Genomic DNA, 16,401 nt, shown 5'->3' on the forward strand with positions numbered 1-16,401 from the left:
AAGGTTTTCAGCCTTAGCGTAACTTTCTGTACGATTGCTCATCTACCCCCTAATCCTATAGTTTGGATAAGTTGTAGAGTATTAGCTTTATTATCAGCGACTTGTTGCTCCTCGGTAGTGAGTTGGTTCATCAAATCCAACAGCTTGAGATTATTTTCCTCAGCATATGCGATCGCATCTTGTAAAACATCTATTTCAAGGTTATCCCCAGCAAAGATAATTGCCTGAATTTTGCTTTTGTAAGGTATCCAAATTTCTTTCGCTTTGACAATTATTCCTTGAGATTTAGCTGTTTCTACAGCATCAAGAAAAACAGGTTTACTATCTCCACCAGGAACCATTTTTCCTTGTTCAAATCCTGTTAAAGTATCATCAAATAGTTGAGAAGCTTTCTTTAATTCCTGTTGCGATGTATCTAGTTCTTTCTGCACTTCCTTGGCTACTTTTACCTGTAATAATGCCTTTGTCATTCTTTGCGAGAGCATACGCTGTCTACCAGCAAGGTTAATACTGATAGCATCTTGTTTTAAATTAGTGGAGATTAAGAAGTTAGGTAATAACACACCTAAATCAAAGGTGAGAAATAATGCAGCAGAAAGCAAAATTGTCCGATATTTACTTTTAGTAAATAGTTTCTGCGATAAAGGATTAGTAAATTGAGCCATATTCTTGCCTATTTGTATAGCTAGAACCAAATCCTGGTTTCAGCATTGATTAGTCAAAAATACTAATTTTTTCCAAGCAAATGTCTGAAATCACGAATTTAGCTATAAATCATGGGTTTAATCTATATTTCCCAAAATTTCCCTAAAATAGCGCAAATTGCCAAAATAAATATAATATCCCCAACTTCTGAAGTCGGAGATATGCAGTGTAGACTATACTAAAACTAATTCAAAGCACAAATAAACATACCATTATTAAACCTAAGAAAGCTTGATAATAGCTTTTGCCTAGTGCCGATGTATTAGATTAACAGAGAGCCAAATCATTAGCAAAGTCTGTAACTGTAGGCATAGATTTTTGTTTTAAGACAACCAAAGTAATATCATCTAAAAGATTGCGATCGCCAATATATTGCCACAAGTCATCAATTACAGCTTGCTTAATTTCTTCTGCTGATTTTTGCCAATTATCTTTAGCTAACTGGGTTAAACGCTTAAGTCCATAAAATTCACCATTAGCATTTTCAGCTTCTGTAATTCCATCTGTATAAAGTACAATTACATCCCCAGGTAACAACTGTAAATCCGCATAAGCAACAAAATGACTAATTTCTTCCTCTAATCCAATGGGAAATCCTAACTCCATCGTGTCAATTTTTTGTACCATACCTCCACGACGAATTATCAGTATTTCTTCGTGCTGTCCAGAAATTCTTACCCTACCATTTTCATAATCCAACAAACAAAGAGTCATATTTTTATCCGACTCCATTCGTTTTACATTATGATAAATTGTTTGATTCAAAGTATTTAAAAACTTTTGCGGATCGGTTTCATTATTTTCTAGTAAAGTACGTATAGATGTTTGTGCCATCAACATCAACATCCCACTTTCTAAACCATGTCCCGTTACATCACCAATCCCAATTTTAACTCGTCCATTGGAGGAAATAATATCATAATAATCGCCACCAATTTCACTAGCAGGTTGCATAAAACCAGCAATATCTAGACTTTCTATTTGTAAAAGCTCTTCTTTTTTCGGTAGAATCTTTTGCTGAATTTGACGTGTAACATTCAACTCTGACTTCATCCTTACATTATCATCTTTTAAAGAATCATTTAAAGCAATAATTTGGGTATTTGCTTCTCTTAATTGCATTGTGCGTTCTTGTACTTTAAATTCTAAAGACTCATTTGCTTCTTCTAATTGAATTTTGGCAGATTGTAATGCTTTTTCTGCACTTCTACGCTGTTTGATATACCATCTGACTAAACCGAGAATCGCAAACCAAGCTAAGGCTAAAATAGGAAAACTAATAATGCTAAATAAACTCGACCAAAATAAACGCTGTTGATACAAATCGAGATTTGATTTTATCCTTGCTTGTCAATTTATTCAAAAAAAAGTAGATATACACTTAAAATTCAATAACAAAAACAAGTAGAAAGAACTCTTTTCTACTCTTCTTGCTATTTATAAAAAGCATGACGCTGACTAAGCGATCGCACTGCTTAAACTCAACTTTAATTTTGCATTGAATTTATCTATTAGACTTCAGTATTTGCACTTATATAAAAGGCTGTTTAGTTTAAATTAATCTGATTCAGGGAGAAAATAACTATAAATAGCAGTTAAGTAAAATTACTCGGTAACTTTGATGCTGGAAGTTAAAATAGACAAGACAAGCTAACCTACAGTTCTATTCCAGAGATAGCGATCGCAAATCTCAAAAGTATAATTGAATCCTTACCCAGAACAAAAATTATTAACCAAAGCGCTGATTATCTCCACGCTGAATTTAAAAGCGCCTTGATGGGATACGTTGATGATGTGGAATTTTGGCGCGAAACCAAGCGGCAATTCCAATACTATCCACCTTCGTTCAGCTTCCCGCTTAGGACAAAGCGATTTGGGAGTGAATCGCAAACGTATCGAAACAATTCGAGCGAAGTTTAACGAGATGTAAGTTGTAACGAGGCATAAGTACGACCCATCTGACGGCGAGATTCGTGCCATAATTGAGTTTCCTTTGGAGAACTCCTGGTTTACTTGACCTTTTGGAAAAAGCAATGGAAGCTCGGAAAAAACACGGAAGTTTTCCTCACGACTGAGCCGAATTGTTTATAAAATCGCTATACTCCAAAGTGATACCCTAACTATACTGATTGTTTTCTGGGGCTGGATATATGGCATCCTATGCAACCTCCTCTGCCAAAGCAGAAATGAGTGAATTACGGCGATTAAAAGGTTTATTACCCCCAGAATTGCAGAGCTGGGTAACGGTAGAAGGAACGACGGAAGTCAATCCTGCCCTAATCCGTTGCGAGGAAATCGGTAAAGACCAAGTAGAAATTCAAATTGACTTGGTGAAATGGGATACCCTCGCTATCGACCAGCGCAATCTGCTTTTCTGGCATGATGTTGCTCGTGTTCAAAATGACACTATTCCCAAAGATGGTTGGGAAATGGCTGCACTTGCCATTGGCTTGGGTGGCGCTGTCGGGGAACTTTGGGTTCAAGATGGTCTATTGTTAATACTGGCTATGGCTTTGTGCGGTGTTTCCGGTTGGCGACTTTATCAAAAAAATAGTGGCGAAAAAGTCGCTCGCGAATTAATCGAAGCTGATGAAAAGGCGATCGCACTTGCACAACGTTTTGGCTACAGTCTTCCCAATGCTTACAAAAGCTTGGGTAGCGCTCTCAAAACCTTGATTGACTCTACTCCTGGCAAGCGTCAACGTTCTAAATATGAAGCTCGTCTTTCCGCACTCAAACGCAGCGCCAATAAAGTACGAGGTAATAAATCATCATCCTCAAAAAATTTGGATGAAAGTTTTTAAGTATTAGGAACCGGAGATTAGGAATTAAAAGATTCTTACTTCTGATTCCTAAATTCTGACCCCTGATTCCTAAATTCTGACTCCTGACTCCTGACTCCTGTCGTCTTTGTATTATCTGTAGTATTTAAAAAACTATAAACGTTGTAGAGACTTACACAGAATGTCTCTACAATCAAATCAGCTTACTCTTAGCTAATCAGGCTGGATTGCCATAACTCCAATAGATAACGTCTAGATTATATACATATTCTCTATTAATATCTGTGGAATCATAACTACAACTGATTTAACATTTTATGAGTTTGGGGTACTACACGCACTTGTTTAACCAAACGCTTCATCATTCCCTGCCATATCAACACCTGGTCGGGGGAAGGAGCCAGTACAATCGGTGCATCTACGATTTGCGCGGATTCACCTAATGGCGTTACAGGCTGCAAAAAGACGGGAATTTGCGGATTTACGTTAGCTAGCAACTCAGCAACACGTTCCAACTCCATAGAATCAGTGCGATCGGAAATAATTATCTTGACAAAAGTCTCTACTTGTGATTCGTTACATAGTTGAAGAAATCGAGCATGTTCAGAAAAGCGTTTTTCGCCACTGACGCTATTAAGCTTGAAATCCATACCTATCGAGTCTATGTAAGGTAAAACCATCATCAGTTGTTCGGGGCGATGTCCACCAGTCTCTAAATATATCGGCAATCCAGTAGCAGCACGGACTTGAGGTAAAAATTCCTTTAAAAAGGATGCGTGAAGAAGTGGCTCGCCTCCAGTCAAGCTAATGCTATCGTGTAAGCAAGGTATATTTTGTCGCTTTACCCATTCGAGTATCATAGATAATGAGACTGGGTTTGAGTGAATTTCAAAGTCACGTAAACCGGGGGAACGCTCAATTTTACATTCGTTGGGTGCAATCCAAGTACTAGAACTGTCACAAAAGTGACAGCGTAAATCGCACAGGGCAAAGCGAATAAAAATCTGACGAGTCCCAACGTTCAGTCCTTCTCCTTGAATTCCAGAGAAGATTTCAATCAGGCGGGCATTGGGTGTAACATTTGTATTCTCGGTCATGTGATGATATCTATGTGCATTTATCATTTAGTGGCACAATAGCAGGGATGATTTTGGCTTTATTTTTATATTGTGAATCGCCCTTTGCAAAATCTGTGCCAGAACTTCAACTAAAACTTTATAAAGTAGTGATTATTCCTGATTGTTAGTGGTTATACATTAGATTAGGGTATTCTCTAGAACACCATATTTGTCAGAATACATAAAAAGAGCAACAAAAGTGCAAGGTTTCATGACTAGCCAACCCACAGAGGCAGATTTCCCCGTCACATTCCTTAATGAAACGGCAATAGTTCAAATTCCCGCCAGGTTGAGCGTACTTGAGGCTGTAAGCTTTAAGCAAACCTGCCAAAAATTACTTCAGGCAAACTCTGTATTAAAACAAATTATTATTGCCTTTGACAATACTATCTTTATGGACAGTAGTGGCTTGGGTGCTTTGGTCAGTAATTTAAAAAATGCTCAGGAACAAGGGATTGAGATGATATTACGGAATGTCACCCCTCAAGTATTTGCAGTATTAAACCTTACAGGACTAGACCAAGTTTTTTCAATAGAATACTCTGAGAGTGTGGAATCTCTAGCCAGTCGTCAATTAGAAGAAGTTTTGCCAAATACTCATCCTTCAGTTAAATCTTGGATGAAGCGGTTGATTGATATTATTGGTGCCATAGTTGGTTTGGCGATTACTGCTGTATTATACATTCCGATTGCGATCGCAATTCAAATCGACAACCCAGGACCAATTTTCTTTGCTCAAACCCGTTGCGGCTGGATGGGTAAGGAGTTCAAAATTTGGAAATTCCGGTCGATGTGCGTCGATGCGGAAGCCAAAAAAGCCGAACTAGAAAAACAAAACCAAGTTCAAGGTGCATTTTTTAAAATCGACAATGATCCAAGAGTGACGCGAGTCGGTCGATTTTTGCGGAAAACTAGTTTTGACGAACTACCCCAATTTTGGAATGTACTCATAGGTGAAATGAGTTTGGTTGGGACTCGACCTCCCACACCGAGCGAGGTATCGTGTTATGAAGTCCCAGAATGGCAACGTTTAGATGTAAGACCGGGAATGACTGGAGAATGGCAAGTCAATGGTAGGTCTAGTATACGCAGTTTTGAGGATGTAATTCGCTTAGATTTACAGTATCAGAAAAATTGGAGTTTGTTATACGACCTAACGCTTATTTTTAAAACCGTCACAATTTTATTTAACAAAAATAGTGGCGCTGTTTAAAGAACTGAATAGCCAGAAAATCTAAAATTCCATATTTTAATAACCTAAACCAATTTACTAACCAACCCGATTTCAACAAGGAAATCGGGTTTTTATTTGGGGAGATTGGGAAATCTTGTCGATGTGGTGGTAAAACTTCCGATTTTTCTATTTTTACTGCCCCTAAGTCATACCTAAAAATTTTCAAGGAATATTACCTTTTAGATACTGGAATGTGCTGTTTTTTAGCAGTTATCACTAATGACACACCAGTTGAAGAATATTGGTATCTAGTTAAATTTATTGCCTAATTACCTATAAATACTGAATCGAGACTCAATGCGATCGCAATAATTCAAAGTTTGGGTAATATCTTTCTACAGTTAACATATTTTTATCGAGTTTTTACTTACATCAATCCGGTGGGTAATAGTATCAAAATTAGCATTGAGCCTCTAGTGATGAAAAGTCAAATTTTACGCAATCTTCAATGAAAAATCACGGACATTAATAAACTCTGAAGAGAAAATTATTAATACCAGCACTAAAAATGCGGGGAAGCAGACGAAATAAATTTTTGCAGTTAAATCCAACACCAGGGCTTTTTTAAGTAAAAAATTTTATGCGTATTTTAATTTACTCTTACAATTACCACCCCGAACCCATCGGTATCGCTCCTCTGATGACCGAACTAGCAGAGGGATTGGTTAAACGTGGACACGAAGTACGGGTTGTCACTGCAATGCCCAATTACCCCCAGCGTGAAATCTACGAAGCTTATCGGGGTAAATTATTTGTCACAGAAGAAAAAAATGGTGTCAAAATTCAGCGTAGTTTTGTCTGGATTCGTCCTCAGCCCAATTTAATCGACCGTATTTTACTTGATGCCAGCTTTGTTGCGACTAGCTTTATCCCCGCGATCGCAGGTTGGCGACCTGATGTAATTTTAACAACCTCGCCATCACTACCAGGATGCGTCCCAGCTTCAGTTTTGGGATGGTTAAATCGTTGCCCTGTAATTCTCAATTTACAAGACATTCTTCCAGATGCCGCAATCCATACAGGTTTGCTAAAAAACAAAGTTCTAATCAAAGTTTTCCAAATACTAGAAAAGTTTGCTTACCGCACAGCAACCAAAATCAGCGTTATTGCTGATGGATTTGTTGATAATTTGCTACAGAAAGGTGTTAAGGCAAGTAAAATGGTCAAAATTCCTAACTGGGTTGATGTTAACTTTATTCGCCCTCTACCGAAAGAAGAAAGTGAATTTCGCGCTACCCACAATCTCAATGGCAAATTCGTCGTCATGTATTCGGGTAACATCGCTTTAACCCAAGGTTTGGAAACTGTAGTTAAAGCAGCTAGCAAGTTGCGGCATATTCCCGATATTACCTTCGTCATTGTCGGAGAAGCTAAGGGTTTGCAACGTTTACAACAGGAATGTCTCGAGCAAGATGCGGATAATGTATTACTGCTACCATTCCAACCCCGTGAAAAATTACCTGATATGCTTGCTGCTGCGGATGTAAGTTTGGTGGTACAAAAGAAAAATGTGATTTCCTTCAACATGCCTTCCAAAATTCAAGTTGCCCTTGCTAGTGGACGAGCATTAATTGCATCAGTACCTGATAATGGTACTGCTGCAAGGGCAATTCATCAAAGTGGTGGTGGTGTTGTCGTTCCCCCAGAAGAACCCCAAGCACTAGCAGATGCGATTTTGGATTTGTACAAAGCACCAGAAAAAGTCAATTCCCTTGGTTACAATAGCCGCAAATTCGCAGTCGAGAATTATTCGTTTGATAGTGCCTTAAGTCAATACGAATCTTTATTCTATGCTGTCACGGAACCTACACCAATTGCACAGCCAGTTATTCAGCCAGTTATGATTGAATCAGCTTACGAACCTCTTTTTTTCGCAGTTCCCAACCCGACGATTAGCGAATCAACCATTAGTCAAAGACAAATTCGAGCAGATTAATTAGGTTATGGCAATCTTTGGGATTGAAAATAAAGCCTCTTAAACCCCCAGTGTAGATATGAGTCGGTTTTAGCGGAACACCTACCAAACCCAGTATCCAGTTTAGCTAAAACAGCAGAAGCCCTACGCCTCACTTTTAGGAGCGTGGGATGTAGCTTGCTACTTACAGAAGCCGCTTGCGCGTCTACCCGCAGGGTATGCGAGGTGAAAACGAAACATTGTCTTTATTGCTTTTATGCGTAGCATGAACAAATAAATGCGATAGTTGAGTTTTCACTCCTCATATTTATTTTGCTTCTGAGTAAATGGTATGATTGCCTCAATAGGTGTTAAACAACTAAGTGCAGAAAGCGGTTCCTATAAAACAAACAAACTTCCAGAAAGTCCTCATACCCTGGGGCACAGGGCTTTAAAGCTCAGTTAATGTCTTCATAGAAGAGTCACTGAGAAGCCCACACTCACCTGCAAGGGAGTGTGTGGAGTATGTCACATTCTCTATAATTCCACTAAATCCCTAGAAAATATGATTTAGGTGTTCAGGTCGAAATTGAGAGCAGAATTTTGAGTTGAAGAGATTCTAATTTGGCTCGGTTGCAAAAAAATATAAGCTACCCCAAATCACCCACACATTAAGGTTAGTAAAATGTTACCATTTTTTTTGCTATTGTCAAAGGCTTTAATTGCGTTCCATAATTGATAATTAATTTTATTAGAATAATATAACTTCATATAAAAAGTGATTTTTATGTATTTAAGTTACAGAAATTGCGTATATGGATAAAAATGAAGTTATAGAAATGACTAATTAATAAAAAAAATACTTGATATTACTGATTGACTATAAATTTGATGTCTGTATATGCGAAATTGTTGCGATAAGCAAAGTTTAACGAGAAGGGCGTATCGCGATAAAATGAGTGTCTTGTACCATCGAGAGAAAAAAGAACAAACAATATCCCCGACTTCGAGAAGTCGGGGATATCGAGGAAGTCTTTAAACTACAGCCATCGGACGGATACCCGCAGCGTGGCGATTAATTACTTGGTCGATTAAACCGTATCCTTGAGCTTCTTCAGGAGACATAAAGAAATCGCGTTCGGTATCTTCGACTATCTTTTCAAAGGGTTGTCCAGTATGGTCGGCTAAATATTCATTCAACCTACGCTTGTGATAGAGAATTTCTTTAGCTTGAATTTCAATATCGGTTGCTTGTCCCTGTGCCCCGCCTAAAGGTTGGTGGATCATAATCCGCGAATGAGGAAGGCTCATCCGCTTACCTTTAGTGCCAGCGCTGAGGAGAAATGCACCCATACTTGCCGCCAGTCCGGTACAAATAGTACATACATCCGAGCGAATGTATTTCATCGTATCGAAAATACCCATACCAGCAGTCACCGAACCACCAGGAGAATTGACGTACATATAGATGTCTTTCCCTGGATCATCAGCATCTAAAAATAGAAGTTGAGCAACAATCAGGTTAGCTACACTGCTATCAATCGGTTGCCCCAAGAAAATAATGCGCTCGCGTAACAGCCGCGAATAAATATCAAAGGCACGTTCGCCTCGACCCGATTGTTCAATAACGATAGGAATCATGCAGCTAAAACTAGTGATTTTAGGTACATTTTATCTATTTCGGCGCTCCTGTGCTGTCCAATTAACCGAACATGTGTCTTTTCTGCGTTATTTTTTGTCTTTTGTTCTTTGTTTTGAACCAGTTACCAATGCCCAATCCCCAAAATCGAATTAAATTTAGCTGAATAATTGTAATTTTGTCTGCATTTTTACTCTTGTCTTCCGGATAGAATCATCCGAAAGGGGTACTTACACATGATGAGGTGCATTCAATGCAAGTAATTTTGCTTTACCTGCCGTCACTTAGAGAGAGAAGTCATGTTGGACAAATTAATACAAGCTGCTATTATTACTTTTTTACTCCATCTCCTACTTTTAGTCAGTTCAAATAGTACGATTCCCAGTACAGCTTTACCATCCTTGGTAGAAAAACCGAATGCGATCGCTCTAAAGTACCTGCTTTGCTCGATCCCGCAGCGTGCCGGAGGAATATCGCAGCAACTAATAGCGAACGAGCGTATCACCCAATTGGTAGGAATTAGGGATTAAGGATTAAGGATTAGAATACTTAAATCCAAAGCTTGTACTGAGCGAATGTATCTAAAACCCAAAATCGTTCGACTGAAAGCTCTGCCGAAGTCCAAAATCTATATCATCCGGTAGAAATTTTGATTTTACTTGAGATAGAACTGCCGGATTTGGTTACACTGGTCAAGAAGGGTTTTTCAAGTGCCTCAAAATCATGACTAATCGTCTAGAGTCAGCAAAAAGTCTCTATCTTCGTAAACACGCCGAGAATCCGATTGATTGGTGGTATTGGTGTGATGAAGCGCTCTCCACAGCAAAATCACAGGATAAACCCATATTTCTCTCCATTGGTTATTCCAGTTGCCATTGGTGTACAGTCATGGAAGGTGAGGCTTTTTCTGATCGTGCGATCGCACAATATCTCAATGCCAATTTTCTCCCCATCAAAGTAGATCGCGAAGAACGTCCCGACATCGATAGCATTTATATGCAATCATTACAGATGATGACGGGTAGTGGTGGCTGGCCTCTGAATGTATTTCTTTCTCCCGATGATTTGGTTCCATTCTACGCGGGTACATATTTCCCCATTGAACCTCGATATGGTCGTGCGGGTTTTCTTCAAGTTCTCGAAGCGTTACGGAATTACTACGATACAGAAAAAGAAGATTTACAAAAACGTAAAGGTGTCATTTTAGAAGCTTTACTTGAAGGTGCGATTTTACAAACTGATGGTACTACTGAAGCACAAGATCGAGAATTGTTAATACAAGGTTGGGAAACCAGCACTAGAATCATTAACCCTAACCCCCAGGGCAACAGTTTTCCCATGATTCCCTATGGGGAAATGGCACTTCGGGGAACCCGATTTAATTTTGATTCCCAATCCGATGCTAAAGAGGTTTGTCAGCAACGGGGGTTGAATTTGGCTTTAGGTGGAATATTCGACCATGTTGCTGGTGGTTTTCATCGGTACACTGTCGATCCAACTTGGACTGTACCGCATTTTGAGAAGATGCTTTACGATAATGGGCAAATTGTTGAGTATTTAGCTAATTTATGGAGTACTGGATTCAGAGAAGCAGCATTTGAACGAGGGATTGAGTTGACAGTCGAATGGCTACAAAGAGAAATGACTGCCTCCGAAGGTTATTTTTATGCATCTCAAGATGCTGATAGTTTTCTAACTTCCCAAGAGAGTGAACCAGAGGAAGGTGCTTTCTACGTTTGGAATTACAATGAACTCGAAAATTTACTCACTCCAGATGAACTAAGGGAATTACAACAGCAATTTACCGTCACTGTTAATGGTAATTTTGAGAATAGTAATGTTTTGCAGCGTCGGAATTCTGGAAAACTCAGCGAAACCTTAGAAAAAACCTTAGAAAAACTATTTGTAGTCCGTTACGGTGCAATTAAAGATGTAAATTCAGATGTAAATCCAGATGTAATCGTGACTTTTCCACCAGCACGTAATAACCAAGAAGCCAAAACTAGAAATTGGCAAGGACGTATTCCCGCAGTCACCGATACAAAAATGATTGTAGCCTGGAATAGTCTAATGATTTCCGGTTTAGCCAGAGCATATATTGTATTTCGCAAACCGATTTATCTAGAACTTGCCACCAAAGCAGCAAATTTTATTCTTAAGCATCAATTTCTGAATGGACGCTTCCACCGATTAAATTATGCTGGAGAAGCGACAGTATTCGCGCAATCGGAAGATTATGCCTTTTTTCTCAAAGCACTTTTAGATTTACACCAAGCAACACTATTAACAGGAATTGTCACTGAAAATAGGGAAGGGGAAAAAATTGATTGGCTGGAAAATGCCATATCCCTCCAAAATGAGTTTGATAAATATCTCTGGAGTGTGGAATTAGGTGGATATTTCAATGCAGCTAGTGATGGAAGCCAAGACTTAATCGTGCGTGAACGTAGCTATCAAGATAATGCTACACCTTCAGCAAATGGAATTGCGATCGCAAATCTTGTCCGTCTTTCCCTCATAACCGATAATTTACACTATCTCGACTTAGCAACAAAAGCATTAAAAGCCTTTCGAGGAATAATGAACCAATCTCCCCAAGCATGTCCTAGTATGTTTTCCGCTTTAGATTGGTATAAAAATTCAACTTTAATCCGTACCAGCACCACGCAAATAAATACCCTGATATCTGAATATCTGCCGAGTGTGATGTTTGCGGAAATGTCTAATTTACCTGACGGTACTGTTGGTTTGGTTTGCCAAGGGTTAAAATGTTTACCTGCACCAGATAACTTAGAGAAGCTATTACAACAACTACAACAAAGCCAAATCAGAGGATAATTCAAACAATTCGCTTTTCCTCGCAGAGCGAGAAGCAAAAGCTACCCAATTCGCAATACCCCTTCGGAGAAGCAAGCTACTCAAGGAATAATTGGTCAACTTTTGTCTTCGACACGCTACGCTTAGTTTACTTCTCCGGAGGAGTAAGCAAAATTCAAAATCAGAATCTAAAATCCAAAATCCGATGACCAAAGACAAACTAACAGCAATCATTCTTGTAGGGGGAAAAAGTTCGCGAATGGGGCAAGATAAATCTTTGCTCCCCATAAATGGCATACCCCTACTGCTGGGAGTTTATCAAGTTGCTGCTGCTTGTGCAAACAGGGTTTATTTTATCACACCTTGGCAAGAACGTTATCAAGATTTATTACCAGAGAATAGTATATTTATTCGCGAAGATTTACTATTAGGGGAAACCCAAGGTCCCTTAGTGGCATTTTCCCAAGGACTTGCCCAGGTAGAAACTGAATGGGTACTATTATTAGCTTGTGACTTACCCAAATTGAAAATAGAGATTGTGCAAGCTTGGGCAGAAAAATTAGTAGATGTTAGAAAAGATGCGATCGCATTTCTGGCACACCATCCCAAAGGTTGGGAACCCCTATGCGGTTTTTATCACCGAAGTAGCTTACCAGGGTTAAACGAATTCATTAACGAAGGAGGGCGTTCTTTCCAGCAATGGTTAAATCAAAACATCGTAGAAATCATACCATCAAACCAGACTTCGATATTTTTTAACTGTAATACACCTGAAGATTTGGCAAACAGTGCCGAGTAAAAAATTACTCGTTTTTTCTTAAATAAAGCAAATCCCTACCCATCTTAACATACAATAATTGTCTAATCTTTGTAACGTCTGAAAGCAAATAATTGCAGTGCCGTCATCAGCTTCAGCCTGCACTTAAGAGAACTCCACAGAAAGAAATGCTCAATGTCATTCTGAGGAACGAAGAATCTTGCGGAGATGCTACCCTTCGGGAAGTCTTTCGCCTACGTTCCTCAGCATGACAACACAGGATCATTCATTTTGTGGCTTACTCTAAATGAATTATATAGATAAACTGCCCTAGCCTGAGTTTGCTCCCAATGAAACACACCCTTTCCGTACTTGTCGAAGATGAAGCGGGAGTTCTTTCTCGCATTGCTGGATTATTTGCTCGTCGTGGCTTTAATATCGAAAGCCTTGCGGTTGGACCAGCCGAACAACCGGGAATTTCTCGAATTACAATGGTTGTCCCTGGGGACGATCGCGTGATTGAGCAACTCACCAAACAACTGTACAAACTGATCAATGTCCTCAAAGTTCAGGATATCACCGAAATCCCTTGCGTTGAACGCGAATTAATGCTGCTCAAAGTCAATGCCAGCAGCAGTAATCGTGCGGAAATTGTCGAACTTTCGCAAATATTCCGCGCACGTGTGGTAGACGTTGCCGAAGATTCGTTGACTCTCGAAGTTGTAGGTGATCCCGGAAAAATGGTTGCGATCGTCCAGGTGTTACAAAAATTTGGTCTTAGGGAAATTGCCCGTACTGGTAAAATTGCGCTCACTCGCGAGTCTGGTGTTAATACTGAGTTATTAAAGTCTTTGGAAGCAAAAGTATAGCCGTAATTACTACATTTTGCTTGCTACTTCTAAATCAAAAATTAGGATAATTAACAAGCAAAATTCTCTAATAAGCTATATTCTTATGCTTGTTAGATAGAGTAACTATTATTACATTGCTTGCTAATGAATTGCATTTTACCGAAAAACTGGGTCTAAAGCCTCGCCCTTATAGGGCGGAGAGTGTCAAGCTAAAGATTATTCTCATTTTGCATAAACTAGTGCCAAATTGGCACAACTATTCCCGTTAAAACTGCTAAAAAACATCTAGCAGCATTTAAAGCTGAATGGTCACTCAAGCTACAGTTAATTATTTCGCAATGGGGTATGCAAGTTATAAAAAATTTTTGTTGACAAGTATTTGAATTTCACTTACCTATCATTCTTGGTAGATAGTCAATTCATGCATAAAAATAGATTTTTAGGAATTTTTCCCTGTTTAATAATCTTTTAATGTTGACTTTATACAATCTTATTTTGGATGTGAATATCCAAAATTAAGATAGTTTGCGCTTACCCAGGAGGGGTAGACGAACATGAATCTATTATTCTTTATTTCTCACTGGCTTGCACAAAAAACTCTGAACCTTGTTTCCAGCAGATTGCTGAAATTGCGAAATCGTCATTTATTCGTATTCGATGTCATTATATTTTCGATTACTCCTTTACTGGCACTAATTTTGCGTCTGGATGGAAATCTTGCAATCCAACCTTACTTATCAGACTTAGCGATCGCAACTGCACTTTTCTTAGTCATCAAAATCAGTGTATTTTTGAGTTTTGGTTTCTACAGAAGGTATTGGCGTTATGCAAGTATTGAGGAATTATTGTACGTCGCAGTTCTGACAACTGCTGCGGTGATTATTCAAGTGGTTTTTTTCGATACCCTAAGATACGTTTTACCGCTTTTTGTAGATGAGTTACCCCAATCTTTACCATTCATAGATGGACTACTATCATTCATTGCCATTGGTGGATTCCGTTTTAGTTTTAGAGTTCTCGAAAGAATAAAACAGCGTCGTTTACACTTGAATCCGAGGGAAAGAGTTTTAATAGTCGGAGCTGGGAATGCAGGAGTTTCCCTAGTCCAAGAAATGCAGCGTAACCCGCAACTTGGCATGTATCCAGCAGCCTTTATTGATGACGATCCCCAAAAATTCAACACTCGAATTCGTGGAGTTCCCGTAGTAGGCGATCGCAATTCCATTCCCGATGCCATCAAAACCCACTACATCGGCAAAGTCATCATTGCCATGCCATCAGTTACTGGAGAAGTGATTCGCAATATCGTCGATATTTGCCAGAAAACAGGAATTCAAACCAATACCTTGCCAGGAATTCATGAAATCCTGAATGGAAAAGTTCGTTTAGAAAGCATTCGTGATGTCAGAATCGAAGACTTACTCCGACGTGAACCCATTCAAACCGACGTTCACAGTGTTTCCCAATTCCTCAAAGGTAAAAAAGTCCTGATTACTGGAGCAGGTGGTTCAATTGGTAGCGAACTCTGCCGTCAAATTCTGAAATCCCATCCCAGCGAAATCATGCTAGTTGGACATGGTGAAAATTCAGTCTTTAACATTCAACAAGAACTGGAACAAGTTGTTCAGGGATTGAAAAGCGAAGACAAAACTCAACGGCAGACACCGCGAATATTAACATTTATTGCTGATATTCGCTTTCGTGACAGACTTCGGTATGCCTTTGGGAAATTCCAACCGGATGTCGTTTTCCACGCAGCAGCACACAAACATGTTCCACTCATGGAAGTGAATCCAGGGGAAGCCATCACCAACAATGTTGTCGGGACGAAAAATGTAGTAGAACTAGCACTGCAATACAACGTCAATCACTTCGTGATGATTTCCACCGACAAAGCAGTGAACCCGACAAATGTCATGGGAGCGAGCAAAAGAGTTGCGGAAATGTTGGTATTGCAAGCAGCAAGACAAAGTGGTAAATCTTATCTAGCGGTCAGATTTGGTAATGTGCTGGGCAGTCGTGGAAGTGTCGTTCCCACCTTCAAAAAACAAATAGCCGCAGGTGGTCCAATAACCGTCACCCATCCCGACATCTGTCGTTACTTCATGACGATTCCCGAAGCCGTCCAGTTAGTCCTGCAAGCAGCAGTACTGGGACGCGGAGGTGAAGTATTGATGATGAACATGGGTAAACCAGTGAAAATTGTCGATTTGGCAGAGGAATTGATTCGTTTGTCTGGGTATGAACTCGATAAAGACATTGCGATCGAATTTACAGGACTGCGACCAGGAGAAAAGCTATTTGAAGAATTGTTTATCGAGGGAGAAGAGTATGACCCGACGGAGCATGAGAAGCTGTTTATGGTGAAGAATGCCAGTCGGATGGTTCCCGAAAGTTTAAATATCACAGTCGAGGCATTATGTCAAGCTGGGGTAAAGAATGATGGGAATGCGATCGTCTTTTTGTTGGAGCAGTTGGTATCGGGGTATAAGCCCAAGTATTTTGGTAATAGCTCATTTACAGATGCTTCAGTAAAGGATTCTTCTGCCGTACCAAAAAATAAAAATTTACTAGCAAATGTAAACCCGCGAAGTATATAAGTA

General features: G+C 39.4%; 12 protein-coding genes and 1 pseudogene. 9 read left to right on the plus strand and 4 right to left on the minus strand.

Going from position 1 to position 16,401, the window contains the following annotated elements; genetic code table 11:
• Positions 1-38 precede the first annotated feature (38 nt).
• Together CK510_RS04025 and CK510_RS04030 are read right to left on the minus strand one after the other, a co-directional pair.
• A complete protein-coding gene (locus CK510_RS04025) occupies positions 39-665 on the minus strand; it encodes a type IV pili methyl-accepting chemotaxis transducer N-terminal domain-containing protein (protein ID WP_095720469.1) in 627 nt (208 codons plus the stop codon).
• A 307-nt stretch (positions 666-972) separates the two neighbouring features.
• Positions 973-2,028 carry a PP2C family protein-serine/threonine phosphatase gene (locus tag CK510_RS04030; protein WP_245911843.1) on the minus strand — a complete coding sequence of 352 codons (1,056 nt, stop codon included), beginning with the start codon at positions 2,026-2,028 and terminating at the stop codon, positions 973-975.
• Between the two features lie 327 nt (positions 2,029-2,355).
• Here CK510_RS04030 and CK510_RS04035 point away from each other — a divergent pair.
• Both CK510_RS04035 and CK510_RS04040 read left to right on the plus strand, forming a co-directional pair.
• Positions 2,356-2,635: pseudogene (locus CK510_RS04035) on the plus strand (DUF1499 domain-containing protein); the annotation flags it as partial.
• 220 nt (positions 2,636-2,855) lie between these two features.
• On the plus strand, positions 2,856-3,509 hold the full coding sequence (locus CK510_RS04040; protein ID WP_095720470.1) for a DUF3318 domain-containing protein: 654 nt from the start codon (positions 2,856-2,858) through the stop codon (positions 3,507-3,509).
• Between the two features lie 275 nt (positions 3,510-3,784).
• On the opposite strand, the gene CK510_RS04045 is transcribed toward CK510_RS04040, so the two are convergent.
• Entirely contained in the window at positions 3,785-4,585 is an 801-nt protein-coding gene (locus CK510_RS04045) for a 7-carboxy-7-deazaguanine synthase QueE (RefSeq protein ID WP_095720471.1), read from the minus strand.
• 232 nt (positions 4,586-4,817) lie between these two features.
• Between CK510_RS04045 and CK510_RS04050 the strand changes: the two genes are divergently transcribed.
• Entirely contained in the window at positions 4,818-5,819 is a 1,002-nt protein-coding gene (locus CK510_RS04050; RefSeq protein WP_095720472.1) for an anti-sigma factor antagonist, read from the plus strand.
• Between the two features lie 601 nt (positions 5,820-6,420).
• A complete protein-coding gene (locus tag CK510_RS04055) occupies positions 6,421-7,776 on the plus strand; it encodes a glycosyltransferase family 4 protein (protein ID WP_095720473.1) in 1,356 nt (451 codons plus the stop codon).
• A gap of 993 nt (positions 7,777-8,769) precedes the next feature.
• On the opposite strand, the gene clpP is transcribed toward CK510_RS04055, so the two are convergent.
• Positions 8,770-9,375 (minus strand): ATP-dependent Clp endopeptidase proteolytic subunit ClpP, encoded by a 606-nt coding sequence (gene clpP, locus CK510_RS04060; RefSeq protein WP_095720474.1) that lies wholly within the window; start codon positions 9,373-9,375, stop codon positions 8,770-8,772.
• A gap of 297 nt (positions 9,376-9,672) precedes the next feature.
• On the opposite strand from clpP, the gene CK510_RS04065 reads away from it, so the two are divergent.
• The 5 genes from CK510_RS04065 to CK510_RS04085 all read left to right on the plus strand — a co-directional run bounded on the left by CK510_RS04065 (position 9,673) and on the right by CK510_RS04085 (position 16,398).
• Positions 9,673-9,903 (plus strand): QAALIT motif small membrane protein, encoded by a 231-nt coding sequence (locus CK510_RS04065; protein WP_095720475.1) that lies wholly within the window; start codon positions 9,673-9,675, stop codon positions 9,901-9,903.
• A gap of 193 nt (positions 9,904-10,096) precedes the next feature.
• Positions 10,097-12,211 carry a thioredoxin domain-containing protein gene (locus CK510_RS04070; RefSeq protein WP_095720476.1) on the plus strand — a complete coding sequence of 705 codons (2,115 nt, stop codon included), beginning with the start codon at positions 10,097-10,099 and terminating at the stop codon, positions 12,209-12,211.
• A gap of 184 nt (positions 12,212-12,395) precedes the next feature.
• Positions 12,396-12,989, plus strand: coding sequence for a molybdenum cofactor guanylyltransferase (locus CK510_RS04075; protein ID WP_095720477.1), 594 nt, complete (start codon positions 12,396-12,398; stop codon positions 12,987-12,989).
• A gap of 308 nt (positions 12,990-13,297) precedes the next feature.
• Positions 13,298-13,816 carry an acetolactate synthase small subunit gene (gene ilvN / locus CK510_RS04080; RefSeq protein ID WP_095720478.1) on the plus strand — a complete coding sequence of 173 codons (519 nt, stop codon included), beginning with the start codon at positions 13,298-13,300 and terminating at the stop codon, positions 13,814-13,816.
• A 536-nt stretch (positions 13,817-14,352) separates the two neighbouring features.
• Positions 14,353-16,398 carry a polysaccharide biosynthesis protein gene (locus CK510_RS04085; protein ID WP_095720479.1) on the plus strand — a complete coding sequence of 682 codons (2,046 nt, stop codon included), beginning with the start codon at positions 14,353-14,355 and terminating at the stop codon, positions 16,396-16,398.
• Positions 16,399-16,401: the final 3 nt, after the last annotated feature.

This window comes from Brunnivagina elsteri CCALA 953 (assembly GCF_002289455.1).
GTDB classification, from domain to species: domain Bacteria; phylum Cyanobacteriota; class Cyanobacteriia; order Cyanobacteriales; family Nostocaceae; genus Brunnivagina; species Brunnivagina elsteri.

Bases quoted from the DNA above. Each gene is read 5' to 3' on its own strand.
- CK510_RS04025 (WP_095720469.1), bottom strand. From the start codon at position 665: ATGGCTCAATTTACTAATCCTTTATCGCAGAAACTATTTACTAAAAGT.
- CK510_RS04040 (WP_095720470.1), top strand. From the start codon at position 2,856: ATGGCATCCTATGCAACCTCCTCTGCCAAAGCAGAAATGAGTGAATTA.
- CK510_RS04045 (WP_095720471.1), bottom strand. From the start codon at position 4,585: ATGACCGAGAATACAAATGTTACACCCAATGCCCGCCTGATTGAAATC.
- CK510_RS04050 (WP_095720472.1), top strand. From the start codon at position 4,818: ATGACTAGCCAACCCACAGAGGCAGATTTCCCCGTCACATTCCTTAAT.
- CK510_RS04055 (WP_095720473.1), top strand. From the start codon at position 6,421: ATGCGTATTTTAATTTACTCTTACAATTACCACCCCGAACCCATCGGT.
- clpP (WP_095720474.1), bottom strand. From the start codon at position 9,375: ATGATTCCTATCGTTATTGAACAATCGGGTCGAGGCGAACGTGCCTTT.
- CK510_RS04065 (WP_095720475.1), top strand. From the start codon at position 9,673: ATGTTGGACAAATTAATACAAGCTGCTATTATTACTTTTTTACTCCAT.
- CK510_RS04070 (WP_095720476.1), top strand. From the start codon at position 10,097: ATGACTAATCGTCTAGAGTCAGCAAAAAGTCTCTATCTTCGTAAACAC.
- CK510_RS04075 (WP_095720477.1), top strand. From the start codon at position 12,396: ATGACCAAAGACAAACTAACAGCAATCATTCTTGTAGGGGGAAAAAGT.
- ilvN (WP_095720478.1), top strand. From the start codon at position 13,298: ATGAAACACACCCTTTCCGTACTTGTCGAAGATGAAGCGGGAGTTCTT.
- CK510_RS04085 (WP_095720479.1), top strand. From the start codon at position 14,353: ATGAATCTATTATTCTTTATTTCTCACTGGCTTGCACAAAAAACTCTG.